The following is a 13345-nucleotide window of genomic DNA, read 5'->3' as shown; positions in this document are numbered from 1 at the left end:
GATTTCGAAAAACACGGATGTTTGTTTCTAATTGCCGGGGGGCCTAGGCGTCTTTGGCGGGCAGCGTCCGGAATTCTTCTCCCAGCCATGGGAAGCGCTGGCTGATCGGGTCGGTGAAGTGGAGGCGCAGGGATTTCTGCAGCGCCTCGTGGATCAGTTGCGAAGTGGCAGCGGGATAGACGCTGGTGGTGAACAGCGAGACCGTTCTGGCAAAGCTCTTGCCCGGAAAACGCACCACTTTGACCTTATCATGGAAACGCTGGGCGCGGTGGTAGCTGGCAGCGGTGGTGACAGTCCAGCCGCTGCCCTCGGACACCAGGCCGATGATCGACTGGTTGCATTCCAGCTCAAACCGGTTGGGCAGGGCGATCTTGAGGCGGCTCAGCTGGGTTTCGATCTGCTTGCCGATGGTGTGGTCGCGGGAATAGCGCAGGAAAGGCAAGGGCGCGTCTGCCTTGGTCAGCTCTTCGATGCTGCCGGTGTAGCCTGCCGGCACCACCAGGATGAACGGATCGCGCATCAGCGGGTACTCGATCAGATCGGGCAACAGCCCGGACGGGCGGGTGGCAACGCCTGCGTCCAGCTTCTGGGCCTGCAGCTTCTCGATGATCTCGTGGCTGGGGCGGGTGTAGTGGCGGAAGCTGCACCGGGGCAGCGCGGTGGAGAGGAACTGGAACAGCTCCGGGCCGACCTCATTGTCGAAATCATCCAGCAGCGCCATCCGCAGATCGGTGGCGTGCTGCCAGCTGCCGGAGCGGATTTCCGCCTCGCCGCGCCTCAGCGTCATCAGCCCGTCGTAGACATAGCGGGCAAAGACCACCCCGGCCGGCGTCAGCCCCATCGGGCGGCGGGTATGGTCCACCAGTTCTACGCCAAGGGCGTTTTCCAGACTGCGCAAGTGATTTGACACGGTGCTGATCGAAAGGCCGGTTTCCGCAGCGGCCTTCTGGATTGATCCCGACTTGGAGATCAGCTGGAATACCTCCAGCCAGCGCAGACTCAGCGTCTTTTGCATATGCCTTCCTCCCTTGCGGTTTGCATATGCTATCAGCAGCTGCACGCCATTACATCCGTAAAAAACGAAACTAAGTTTTACATTCGCCGGAAGAGTAACTTTATTCTACTGCCAAATTGCTTCCCGGATATGGTTTGCCGTGCAAAAATCCAAGCCTGAAGGCCCGCGGAGAACGGGTCCGGTGTATCAACTGGGAGAACTATTAATATGATCAAAAAGTATCTGCTTTCAACAGCCTGTGCAGCCGCGGCCGCGATTCCGGCGACCCAGGCTTCGGCACTCGACGAAATCACCGTGGCCTATTTTCTTGAGTGGCCGATGCCGTTCCAATTTGCCAAGGCCAATGGCACCTATGAAGAAGAGATGGGCGTCAAGATCAACTGGGTCTCCTTCGATACCGGCACCGCGATGTCGGCGGCGATGGCCTCAGGCGACGTGCAGATTGCCGTCAGCCAGGGCGTGCCGCCGTTCGTGGTTGCGACCTCTGCAGGGCAGGACATCCAGACCGTGGATGTGGCGGTCAGCTATTCGGACAATGACAACTGCGTTGTCGCCGAGGCGCTGGAGATCGACAAGGAAAACGCCGGTGAATTGAACGGCAAGAAGGTGGGCGTGCCCATCGGCACCGCTGCGCATTATGGCTTCCTATCGCAGATGGCGCATTTCGGGGTTGATGTCGGGTCGATGGAAATCGTCGACATGGCCCCCGCCGACGGTGCGGCGGCCTTTGCCCAGGGCAATCTGGACATGGTCTGCGGCTGGGGCGGCGCGCTGCGGCGGATGCTGGAGCACGGCAACGTTCTGCTGACCGGTGCCGAGAAGGAAGAGCTGGGCATTCTGGTGTTTGACGTGACCAGCGCGCCCGCGGGCTTCATCGCGGAGGAGGGCGCGCTTCTGAGCAAGTTCCTGAAAGTGACCGCAGATGCCAATGCAATGTGGAATGCGGGCGACAGCAAGGATGAGATGCTGCCGGTGATTGCCAAGGACGCAGGTATGGATCTGGCCGATGCCGAGGCCACCATCGCCACCTTCAGCTTCCCCTCGGCTGAGGACCAGCTGTCCGGGAAGTGGCTGGGCGGCGGCGCTCAGAGCTTCATGAAAGGCGTGGCGGATGTGTTCGTGAACGCGGGCAGCATCGAGGCAGCGCTCGACTCCTATGACGGTGCGGTGAACAGCGCGCCGCTGGAAGCTGCGCTGAACTGAGCTGGAAGAAACCGGCCATTCCGGACGGCCCGCCTGCCGGGCCGTCCGTTCCCGCGGTTGCAGCGCGGCTGCATACTGGCGCTAACAGGAAGGGGAAGCGATGTCGGGACTGGACATCAAGAGTGTCTCCATGCGTTTTGACCTGCCCAACGGCAGCTCGGTTCAGGCGCTGAAAGACGTTTCATTGAATTTGCAGGCGGGGGAGCTGCTGTCGGTGCTGGGCCCGTCAGGCTGCGGCAAGACCACGCTGCTGAACATTCTGGCCGGGTTCCTGGCCCCTACCGAAGGCGCGGTGGAGCTGAATGGCCATGTGGTGACCGGCCCCGATGCCGAACGCGGCATGGTGTTCCAGAAGGGCGCCTTGTTTGAATGGATGAACGTCCGCGACAATGTGGAATTCGGCCCCCGGATGAAGGGTATGGGCAAGGCGGAGCGGGAAAAAATCTCGGACCACTTGCTGGAAATCGTCGGGTTGCAGGACTTCAAGGAAAAGGCGGTTTATGAGCTGTCTGGCGGCATGCAGCAGCGTGTTGCGCTGGCCCGCTGCCTGGCGAATGAGCCGGACGTGATCCTGATGGACGAGCCGCTGGGCGCGCTTGACGCGCTGACACGGGAGAAAATGCAAGGCCTGGTGCTGAAGCTGTGGAAGGAGACCGGCAAGACCATCATCCTGATCACCCACTCGGTGGAGGAAGCGCTGCTGCTGGGCGAGCGGCTGATCGTGATGGCGCCGCGCCCGGGCCGCATTCACCGCGAATACCAGCTGCCCTTTGCTGAGCGCGGCGTGAATGCGGACCTGCGCGACGTCAAGAAATCCGAAGGCTTTGCCGAGACCCGCGATGAGATCCTCTCGATGATCTGGGAGATGGAAGAGGAGATCATGGGCCGGACGGAGCAAGTGGCATGAGCGTACTTCTGTTTTATATCGCGCTGTTTGCCGGCGCCTTTTTCCTGGTCCAGGTTATCCGCAAGGGGATGCAGTCGCGGCAGGACTTCACCAGCCTCAAGACCGTGACCTTCGGCGACGAAAGTGCGGTCACGCCGGACCGGGCGGCGTCGATCATATCGGTTCTGGTGATTTTCGTGATCTGGGCGGCGTTCACCGGCTCCAAGCTGTTCCCGATCCACGTCCCAGGGCCATTCACCGGTGAGACCACCTTCACCTACACGCTGGAAAACGCCGATGGCGCCACGGATGACGCCGATGTCACCGTGCGGGTCTTCGGGTTTGGCGAGGACGTCCAGAAGTTCGAGGTCGAGGGCGGCGGCGGCTTTGCCGCGAATGACGCGCTGGCGGCGCAAGCAGGGCGTTCGACCACGCTGCTGTTTGACAAGAACGACGAGGCCAAGCGCCGGGACGGCGCAAAGATCGTGGCGATCAACGGCGAGCCGATTGCGATTGGCGGCGCGGTCGACACCGGAGACGGCACCGTGACGCTGACTGGAAAGGGCGCGATCAGTTTTACCCCTGACAGCGGCATGCAGATGAACCCGATCTGGCTGCCGGCCCCGGAAACCGTGGTGTCGCGGTTCTTTGAGATCGCCAATGAGGGCTATCAGAACTTCTCGCTGTGGCAGCACCTGGGCTGGTCGCTGCTCAGGGTCGTGGCGGGCTTTGTGACTGGCGCCATCGTGGGCATCCCGCTGGGGTATGCCATGGGCCTGTCCGGCTGGTTCCGCGGCTGGTTCGACCCGATTGTCGAATTCATGCGGCCGGTACCTCCGCTCGCGCTGATCCCGCTGGTGATCATCTGGTTCGGTATCTGGGAGACGGGTAAGATCGTGCTGCTGTTCCTGGCAGCACTCTGGATCATGACCATTGCGGCGCGGGCCGGTGTGTCCGGAGTGAACATCTCGAAAATTCACGCGGCTTATTCGCTGGGCGCTTCCAAGTGGCAGATCATGCGCCATGTGATCGTGCCGAACTCGCTGCCGGAAATCTTCACCGGTGCACGGGTTGCGATGGGGGTTTGCTGGGGCACGGTTGTGGCCGCCGAACTGGTTGCGGCTCAAAAGGGCGCCGGCATGATGATCATCGCGGCCTCCAAGTTCCAGCTGACTGACATCGTGATCATGGGCATCGTGCTGATTGGCATCATCGGCTACGGCATCGATATTCTGATGCGCAAGGCAGAGAATTGGCTGGTGCCCTGGAAAGGCCGCAGCTGATCTGAGAGCAGCCGCAAAAGCAAAAAAGCGCCCGGGGAGTTCCCCGGGCGTTTTGCTGTTCAGGAAAGGATCAGCCGCGGATGCGGTCAAAGCCTGGATCGTATGGCGACGGGGCGATCACCTTAGCCGGGACCAGATCTCCGCAAAGGTCCAGCTGCATGGTGCTGCCGATTTCGGCCAGTTGCGGGTTCATAAACGCATAGGCAAGGTTCATACCCACCCGGTGCCCCCAGCCGCCGGAGGTGACGGTGCCCACAACCTTGTCGCCCTGCATCATCGAGGCGCCGCCATGGGCCGGGGAGTGGGTGGTGTCTACATTAAGGGTGACCAGCTTCTTGCGCGCACCTTCGGATTGGCGTTTCAGCAGAGCTTCCCTGCCGGTAAAATCACCCTTCTCCAGCTTCACGAACCGGTCCAAACCGGTCTCGAACGGGTCGAACTCGGTGATCAGATCAGCCTTCCAGTGCAGAAAGCCTTTTTCCATCCGCATCGAGTCCACCGCGCGGGCGCCGAAAAGCTTGAGGCCGTGTTCTTCCCCGGCTTTCCGCAGTGCCAAGTAGGCGGCGTAGAGCGAGGCGTTGGGGATGTGAATTTCATAGGCCAGCTCGCCGGAGAAGCTGACGCCCATCACTGTGGCAGGGGCAAAGCCGATGAAACATTCGCGCACTGACAGCCAGGGAAAGGCGTCACGGGACCAGTCTCCCCGGGCGCAGGCGGAGAGCACGTCCCGCGCCCGCGGGCCGGCCAGAACCAGAATGGTCTGGTCATTGGTGAGGGAGCGGAGCTGCACGTCTTCTCCAGGCCGGATGTGCTGGGCAAGCCAGTCCATGTCGTGGAATTCGCTGGCCGCGGCGGAGCCGTACCAGACCCGCTCCGGCCCGCGGTCGGTTGCGGGCAAGTTGGCCACCGTGGCCTCGCCCTTGACCATGCCGTGGTGGTTCAGAAGGTAGCCGAGGCCAACCCGGCCCGCACGTTTGATGACCGCGCCGCAGAACATCCGGTCGAGGAAGCTGTGGCGGTCTGCGCCGGTAATCTCGATCCGGTTGAAGCCGTTAACTTCACAGAGGCCCGCGTTGTTCTGAACGTTCTTCACTTCCGCCGCGACCACGTTGAAGGCCTCGTCGAAGCTGAAGGTGAGTGAAGGGTGAAAATCCGGCGCGGGCTTGATGTAGTCCACCCGCTCCCAGCCGTTCACCACGGTGAATTCAGCGCCCTCCGCGGCCATCACTGGCGTGAGCGGCGTGGTCTTGGCCGGGCGGCCTGCCGGCCGGTGCTCGTGCGGGAAATGGAAGCGGAATTCGTTCTGGTAGTCCTCGATGGCCTTCAGGGCGGACAGCTCCACGTTTGCGTGGCCCGTGAAACGGCGCGGGTCGATGCACCAGGTGTCATAGCAGGCCTCGCCATGCACGATCATCTGCGCCAAAAGCCAGCCATGGCCGCCGCCTTCGCCTAGGCCCGCGCGCAGGCCGATGGCGCAGAAGGCGTTGCGCTTGCCCGGGATCGGGCCAATGAGCGGAGCGCCGTCGATAGTATAGGTGATCGGGCCGTTCACGATGGCGCGGATGCCGGTTTCGCGCAGTGCGGGCATCCGCGCGAACGCACCCTCCAGCACATCCATCACCCGTTCCAGGTCGTCGGGGCACAGGGCGTTGACGAAATTCGGGTCGATCCCGTCCATGCCCCAGGTCTTGCAATCCTGTTCGTAGAAGCCGATCAGCAGGCCGTTCTTTTCCTGGCGGCAGTAATAGTCGGAGATCGGGCAGCGGATCAGCGGCATCCGGCGGCCGACCTCTATGATGCCGGGAATGTCTTCGGTCAGAAAATACTGATGCTCCATCGAGGCGACCGGGTGGTGCACCCCCATCATCGCGCCGACCTCGTTCACCCGGTAGCCGCAGGCGTTCACCACGATATCGCAGTCGATATCGCCGTGTTCCGTGTGAACGGTCCAGGTGTCGTCCTTGTGCTGGGTGAGGGCGGTGACCGGCGTGTTGCGGTAAACCTCGGCTCCGGCCTTGCGCGCGTGATAGGCCAGCGCCTGGCATAGCTGCGCCGGGTCGATGTCGCCATCCAGCGGGTCCCACAGCCCGCCCACCAGGTTGCCGGTTGAAATCAGCGGATGGCGGCGGGCGCATTCTGCCGCATCAATCACCTCGAAATGCACATCCATGCTGCGCGCCATGGAGGCGAAGTGGCGGTAGCCCTGCATCTGCGCCTCGGTGTTGGCAAGCCTTATGCCGCCGTCGCCGTGGTGGTAGTTGATCGGATACCCCGGGTCTTCGGCCAGTTTCTTGTAGAGCGCGATGGAATGGCTTTTCAGGCCGACCATGGTCTGGTTCATGCCGAAATTCGTCACCTGCGCTGCCGAGTGCCAGGTGGTGCCGCTGGTCAATTCGTTGCGTTCGACCAGAACAACATCGCTCCAGCCTTCCTGGGTGAGGTGGTAGAGGGTGGAGCAGCCGGCGATGCCGCCGCCGATCACCACAACCTTGGTGCGCGATTTCATGGATGGTCCCTCCCGCATAGATCCAGATTGACTAAGCGGCGTGGCGGCTGCGGCGGCAAGCCAGACAGGCGCATATTGCAGAAAATAGAAAGCAAGCTTGAACGAATTGCGAAGATGGAGCTGCAACGATCCGGCTTCGGGAGCAAGCGGCGGCAAAAAACACCGGGTCAGGTTGCGGTGCGGCTCGTCATTAGCGCAACTGGCACTCGGTCGCGGGTAAGACCGGAGAAGTCAGATAGCGCGTGAAATCCGGCGGCGGTTTCCGCTGCGGCAGGGACCGCGCCCGGCTTGCACCTGTCCATTTGTCAGGGCGCTCTGGCCCTGCTGGATGGCCCTTTTCCAGAGGCCCGTTTTCGTTAACCCCTGCCCGTGTCACGATGTTTTTACCTGCCTGTAGGAAACAGCTTTCTGCTGGCATGAGGCGCAGGAGCGTTGACGGCTTGCGCCTCGGCGCGCAAACTGCGCCCACAGCGATGGTTTCAGGTAAAGGTGCAGATGCCGTGGAGGATCTCTAAACGCGCCGAAACTGGCGCCATGCGAAGCGGATTGGCAAGTAAACTGGTCTTATCAATATCCAAAACTGTCACTGTCGAAGGCAGGCAAGCCTTTGCAAGGTTTCACAGTTGAAACAACAAGAACAATCAACAGTCCAATGGGAGAAGTTTAAGAATGACTGGAAAGAACACGGTTACCCGCCGCACTTTGCTGAAAAGCGCAGGCGCTGCAGCCCTGGCGGCACCGCTTTATTCCAAAAGCGCACTGGCGTCTTCGGGTGAAATCAACATTCTGATGTGGTCGGACTACCTGCCGCCGGAATTCATTTCGGGCTTTGAAGCCGCGACCGGCATCAAGGTGAATTACACCGGCATCGGGTCGAACGAAGAAATCATCAACAAGATGAAGGCCACCAAGGGCCAGGGCTTCGACATCGTGTCGCCGACCAACAACCGTTCGCTGCAGTGGGGGCCGCTGGAACTGCTGCGGCCTTTCGACATGAACAAGGTCAACATCGACGCAGTGAACCCGGCGATGGCCAAGATCGGCACCGACGCCTGGAACTTTGGCGGTGAAGGCGTGCACTGGCTGCCGCACATCTGGGGCACCGAGGGCATCGCCTACCGCACAGACCTGTGGCTGCCGGAAGGTGACGCGCCTTCCTACGGCGACGTCTGGTCGGAAGAGAATGCCGGCAAGACCATGGGCCGTGCGCATTCGATGATGCTGGGCGCGGGCCTCTACATGGAGCGCGCGGGCGAGATGGAGCCGGGCTCTATCTGGGCGGCCTACGACGACGAGGAAACCATGCGCAAGGTCTGGGGCCAGGTCACCGACTGGTGCGTCGCGCGCAAGGACCGGATCAAGCTGATCTGGAACGACGCCGACACCCAGAAAAACGGTCTCCTGAACGAAGGCGTGGTGGTTGGCCAGACCTGGGACGGCCCGCCGCTGGCGCTGAAGTCCGCGGGCGAGCCGGTGCACTACCAGGCGCCTGTCGAAGGTGCGATGGCCTGGGTCGACGGCATGTCGATGCCGGTCGGTGCCCAGAACGAAGAGCAGGTCTACGCCTTCATCGACTATGCCTACAAGCAGGAGCCGGCAGGCAAGGCGATTGACAGCCACGGCTACAACTCGCCGGTTCTCGGCGCGGACAGCTTCTCGGGCGATGTCTACAAGAAGAATTTTGCCGAAGCCTATCCGGGCGACTCGCTGGCCAACCTGAACCCCTGGCCGGCCGAGGCGCCGTGGTACGCCGATGTGCGCACCGAATTCGTCAACAAGTTCAAGAGCGCCTAAGCAGCGCGCTTGAGTAACCTGGCCCCCGGGGCACACCGGGGGCCAGCCGCGCATCTTGCGGCACCATTACATACGAACAGATACGGATAGCAGGTCTTGCGGGGCCGGTGGCGTGCCACCGGAATGGAGGTTTGCATCCTAGGGAGAAGCCAAATGAGTGCAGGGGTCGGCGTTGATCTCGAGAACCTCTGGATCCGCTTCGGTGACTTTGTCGCCGTGCGCGATGCCAATGTGAACATCAATGGGGGGGACTTCTTCTCCTTCCTGGGGCCTTCGGGCTGCGGTAAAACCACCATTCTGCGCGCGGTCTCGGGCTTCCTGGAGCCCAGCGACGGCAAGGTGCTGATCGGCGGCAACGACATGAAGGGGATCGGGCCGAACAAGCGCCCCACCGCGCTGATCTTCCAGAACCTGGCGCTGTTCCCGCTTATGAAGATCTGGGAGAACATCACCTTCTCGATGGAGATCAAGGGCGCCTCCGCCAAGGAGCGGCGCAAGCGTGCTGACGAGCTTCTGGACATGATCGCGCTGCCGGGGCAGGGCGACAAGCTGCCCTCCGAACTGTCGGGTGGCCAGCGCCAGCGGGTGGCCATTGCGCGCGCCTTGTGCGCCGAACCGGATGTGCTGCTGCTTGACGAGCCGCTGTCGGCCCTGGACCTGAAGCTGCGCCAGCACATGCGCACCGAGCTGCGCGAGATCCAGCAACGGGTCGGTATCACCTTCATCTATATCACCCACGACCAGGGCGAGGCGCTGACCATGTCCGACAACATCGCGGTGATGAAGGCGGGCGTGATCGACCAGATCGGCGACGGCAAGACTATCTACAATGACCCGTCCACCGCGTTTGCGGCGTCCTTTGTGGGCGAAAACAATGTCTTCCGCGGCAAGATCAAGCGGATCATGGGAGAGGAGGCGCTGATCCAGACCAACCGCTCCGGCGAGCTGGTGGCACGGATTTCCTCTGCCAACCAGGGCCGGATGAAGGAAGGCGACGCGGCCATGATGTTCATCCGCCCCGAAGCCTTTGCACTGGCGCCAGCGGGGGCATCGGGCGACCATTTCGTGACGGCCAAGGTCAATCACGAGGAATTCGAAGGCAATGTCTTCAACATCTTCATGGAAGGCGACGGCGGCAAGGAGCTGAAAGTCTCGATCCCCAACCTCGGCCAGTCCTTTGAGGATCACACCGGCCAGAACATCACCCTGGAATACGAGACGAAAAACGCCGTCATCGTGCCCGCGGGTGAGCTGGCCGCGGAATAAGGAGGCCACGCCATGCCAAGCTTCCTGAAGGAATTCTTCAAACGCAACGGCACCGGCATGGGCAGCCTGATGCTGGGCCTGGTCCTGTTCTGGACCATTGGCCTCATCATCCTGCCGCAGCTGTCGATGCTCGACTTCTCGTTCCGTCCCAACCTGCCGCCGCCAGAAATCGGCGGGCCCAAGGACGTCTACACGCTGGAGAACTACAAATACCTGATCTACGGCCCCGAGGGCGGCAGCCAGGACTATAACGCGGTGGACCTCAAGGTCTTCTTCCGCACCTTGGTGGCAGCGGTCTGCGTCACTGTCTTCAATCTGATCCTGTGCTACCCGATCGCCTATTACCTGGCCCAGACCAAGGGCAACCACATCCGCATCTTCGCGCTGATGCTGATCATCCCCTACTGGATCAACGAGATCCTGCGCGCCTTTGCGCTGCGCATCATCTTCGGCGAGACCGGGGTTCTGAACAACATGCTGGTGGGGCTGGGGATCTTCGACACGCCCTTCGACTTCATCCGCAATGACATCGCGCTCTATGCGGGCCTGGGCTACGCCTACATCCTGCTGATGATCTTCCCGATCTACAACGTGATCGAGAGCCTGGACCGCAACCAGATCGAGGCGGCGCGGGACATGGGGGCGAGCTGGACCAAGATCCACCGCCGGGTGGTCATCCCCTATGCCAAGCCGGGAATCTCCTCGGGCTGCACCATGGTGTTCATGCTGTCGGCAGGTGCTCTGGCGGCACCGCAGATCCTGGGCGGGCCGTCGTCCTTGTGGTTCACGCAGCTGATCTATCAGCAGTTCAATGACAACTCGGACTGGCCGCAGGGTGCCGCCTATGCGGTGGTGCTGCTGGTCACCTGTATCCTGCTGGTGCTGGCCGTCATGCGCCTGTTCAAGGTGAACATGGGGGATATCGGCAAATGAAGAACTTCACCTTTATGCGCCTGAGCCTCTGGGTCTACCTGGCGATCTTCTTTGCCTATCTGCTGGGCCCCCTGGTGATCATGTCGGCGACCGCCTTCAACTCGCCTTCGTTCCCGCGGATGACACCTTGGGAGTGCCTGACGTTTGAATGGTTCTCGGCGTTGTTCCAGGATGAGCGGATTTTGAACGGCATCTGGAACTCGATCCTGGTGGGGGCGGGCACGGTGGTGCTGTCGGTGGCGATGGGCCTGGCGGGGGCGCTGATGCTCACCCAGATCTGGCCTAAGCTTCGGGCGACCTACTATACCGTTATCATCGCACCGATCTTGATCCCCGGCGTCGTGCTCGGTATCTCGACCCTGGTGTTCTGGGACCGGATCAACCGGATGCTGGGACTTGGCGCCGATAGCTTCCTGTCGAACGGGCTGTTCCTGACCATCATCGGCCAGTCCACCTTTATCGCCAGCTACTGCATGCTGGTGCTGGTGGCGCGTCTGCAGCGCTATGACATCGCGCTGACCGAGGCGGCTCTGGATCTGGGTGCCACCCATGCCCAGGCCTTCCGCAAGGTGCTCTTGCCGTTCATGCGGCCGGCCCTTGCGAGCGCTGCGGTGCTGGCGTTCCTGGCAAGCTTCGAGAACTACAACACCACCACCTTCACCTTCGGCGAATACCCGACGCTGACCATCGAGCTGGCGCAGAAGGTCCGCTATGGCATCACGCCGGCGATTTCGGCGCTGGCCTTCATCATCGTGGTGCTGACGGTGTTTGCAGCGCTGTTCAATGAGGCCAGCATCCGCCGCAAGCAGCTGGTGGCCGAGGCACGCAAGAAGGCAACCGTGGAAGAGCTGGAAAGCGGCAAGCTGCGGCTGCCGGGCTTCCTCAGCTCCAATGCGGCGGCGGTGGCGCTGGTGGTCGTGGCCTGTGCGACGGTGGCGGTCGTTGGCACCGCGACGGTGTACAGCCCGGCGCAGTGCATTGCCGATGTTCAGGAGCAGAAACGCCTGGAGACCGAGGAGCGCATCCAGGAGCTGCGCCGCCAGCGCGAACTGCGCCGTCAGCAGCAGCTGGAAGAGCAGGGCGACGCCGCCCCGGCCCAAACCGCGCCCTCCACCGGCTCCGGCAACAACTCCGGCTTTGGCGGCGTGTTTGCCCCGGGCAGCCTGTCGGGCGACGGCGAGGCGGCGCCTGAAGCAGAGCAAGAGCCGCAAGGCAACAGCTCCGGCTTCGGCAATGTCTTTGACCCGAATGCCCTGTCGGGCGACGGCGAGGACAGCGGTTCCGGAAACTGAACTCCTCCGCCCTGAAACACCAAAGGCGGCCCGATGGGGCCGCCTTTTACGTTGCCGGGCTGGCTGCTGTCAGGCCAGGGAGCCAGCCGGATGGCGGTCTGCATAATACTGTTTGCGGAAGGCCTGCGGGCTGGTCTTGTACTCGCGCTTGAACCATTCCGTCAGGCTGCTGCGGGAGCCGAAGCCGGTGGCGGCGACGATCTCGGCCAGCGGCAGAGTGGTGTGCAGCAAGAGCTGGCGCGCCTTTTCAATGCGCAGCTTGCGGTAGGCCGCCAGCGGGCTGGTCTGCGCCTTCTGCTGGAACCGTCGCTCCAGCTTGCGCGGCGACACTCCGGCCTGCTGGGCGATGTCGCGGATCAGAAGCGGTTCTTCCAGGTTCTGCTGCATCAGGTCGAGGATCTTGACCACCAGCGCATCGCCGCCGGCGGTCTGGCGCAGCTGCAAGGAGACCTTCGACTGTTCCGAGGCCGGGCCAAAGGCGAGGCCCAGGTAATCGCAGACCGCATCTGCAATGAAGGCGCCGCGGTCGGTGCGCAGGAAATTGGCCAGCAGCCGCAGCGCGGCAAAGCTGCTGACGGCGGTGCTGATGCGGCCTGACGTGGTGGTCAGGGTGCCAGCCGGGGCGCAGATCATCTGCTCCTCTTCCGCAGCGGCAGCAAAGTTTGCATGCACCGCGGTCTCGACCGCGGCATTCAGGCCGGCTTCCGGCAGCAGGAAAATGGCGCTTCCAGCAAACAGGCAGCGATGCGCCTGGCGGCAGATCCGCTGCAGACTGGCTTTCTCGCCGGAGTTCAGCGGCCAGCGGCTGGAGATGCCGCCGAGGAAAATGACGGTCTGCGGCTTCCAGCCGTCCGGCACGGTGCGCATCTGTGACGCCAGATTGCGCACGGCGGTGCGGTAGCCGCTGTCGGGGAACAGATCGTTGGCGGCGCGGAAGACTTCGCAGATCATCTGGGCCGCGGCGGGCGAGTCCGGCTGCGGCAGAATGATTTCGACATCGTGAAAGCGGGCCAGGGCGGCGCTGTCAGCGGTTTGCCGGGAAGCTGGCACGGTCAGCGGTTCGAGACGGGACATCATTCTCTCCTCTGAGCGGGACATGCGGGGATGCAGCGGTAAAGTTAGGCTGCAGGGATGCCCCGCCGGACGCACCGGCGGGGCAGCAAGCCA

General features: G+C 62.4%; 10 protein-coding genes. 7 read left to right on the top strand and 3 right to left on the bottom strand.

Annotated elements, in window-relative coordinates; translation table 11 throughout:
- Positions 1-43: 43 nt before the first annotated feature.
- On the bottom strand, positions 44-1015 hold the full coding sequence (locus LHL23_RS20855; protein WP_226431408.1) for a LysR family transcriptional regulator: 972 nt from the start codon (positions 1013-1015) through the stop codon (positions 44-46).
- A 207-nt stretch (positions 1016-1222) separates the two neighbouring features.
- Here LHL23_RS20855 and LHL23_RS20850 point away from each other — a divergent pair, with 207 nt between their 5' ends.
- The 3 genes from LHL23_RS20850 to LHL23_RS20840 all read left to right on the top strand — a co-directional run bounded on the left by LHL23_RS20850 (position 1223) and on the right by LHL23_RS20840 (position 4387).
- Positions 1223-2218, top strand: coding sequence for a taurine ABC transporter substrate-binding protein (locus LHL23_RS20850; RefSeq protein WP_222480262.1), 996 nt, complete (start codon positions 1223-1225; stop codon positions 2216-2218).
- 100 nt (positions 2219-2318) lie between these two features.
- Entirely contained in the window at positions 2319-3125 is an 807-nt protein-coding gene (locus LHL23_RS20845) for a taurine ABC transporter ATP-binding protein (protein WP_174145832.1), read from the top strand.
- Positions 3122-4387 carry an ABC transporter permease gene (locus tag LHL23_RS20840; protein ID WP_226431407.1) on the top strand — a complete coding sequence of 422 codons (1266 nt, stop codon included), beginning with the start codon at positions 3122-3124 and terminating at the stop codon, positions 4385-4387. The genes LHL23_RS20845 and LHL23_RS20840 overlap by 4 nt, the downstream gene beginning before the upstream one ends.
- Before the next feature lie 70 nt (positions 4388-4457).
- Here the strand turns inward: LHL23_RS20840 and LHL23_RS20835 are convergent, their stop codons facing one another.
- Positions 4458-6893 carry a GcvT family protein gene (locus LHL23_RS20835; RefSeq protein WP_226431406.1) on the bottom strand — a complete coding sequence of 812 codons (2436 nt, stop codon included), beginning with the start codon at positions 6891-6893 and terminating at the stop codon, positions 4458-4460.
- 669 nt (positions 6894-7562) lie between these two features.
- Between LHL23_RS20835 and LHL23_RS20830 the strand changes: the two genes are divergently transcribed.
- From LHL23_RS20830 to LHL23_RS20815, 4 genes are all read left to right on the top strand, one after another.
- Positions 7563-8687, top strand: a complete 1125-nt coding sequence (locus LHL23_RS20830) for an extracellular solute-binding protein (RefSeq protein WP_226431405.1) — start codon at positions 7563-7565, stop codon at positions 8685-8687.
- Between the two features lie 153 nt (positions 8688-8840).
- Positions 8841-9953 carry an ABC transporter ATP-binding protein gene (locus tag LHL23_RS20825; RefSeq protein WP_226431404.1) on the top strand — a complete coding sequence of 371 codons (1113 nt, stop codon included), beginning with the start codon at positions 8841-8843 and terminating at the stop codon, positions 9951-9953.
- Positions 9954-9965: 12 nt separating this feature from the next.
- Positions 9966-10886 carry an ABC transporter permease gene (locus LHL23_RS20820; protein ID WP_222480251.1) on the top strand — a complete coding sequence of 307 codons (921 nt, stop codon included), beginning with the start codon at positions 9966-9968 and terminating at the stop codon, positions 10884-10886.
- Entirely contained in the window at positions 10883-12178 is a 1296-nt protein-coding gene (locus LHL23_RS20815) for an ABC transporter permease (protein WP_226431403.1), read from the top strand. Before LHL23_RS20820 ends, LHL23_RS20815 begins: the two co-directional genes overlap by 4 nt.
- A 69-nt stretch (positions 12179-12247) precedes the next feature.
- Here LHL23_RS20815 and LHL23_RS20810 read toward each other — a convergent pair whose 3' ends face one another.
- Complete coding sequence (locus LHL23_RS20810; protein WP_226431402.1) at positions 12248-13252, bottom strand: helix-turn-helix domain-containing protein; 1005 nt, start codon at positions 13250-13252, stop codon at positions 12248-12250.
- Between the last annotated feature and the right edge of the window lie 93 nt (positions 13253-13345).

Source organism: Leisingera sp. McT4-56 (assembly GCF_020514995.1).
Taxonomy (GTDB): domain Bacteria; phylum Pseudomonadota; class Alphaproteobacteria; order Rhodobacterales; family Rhodobacteraceae; genus Leisingera; species Leisingera aquaemixtae_A.
The sequence above is the reverse complement of the archived record's forward strand: the minus strand, read 5'-3'. Positions and strand labels throughout refer to the sequence as shown.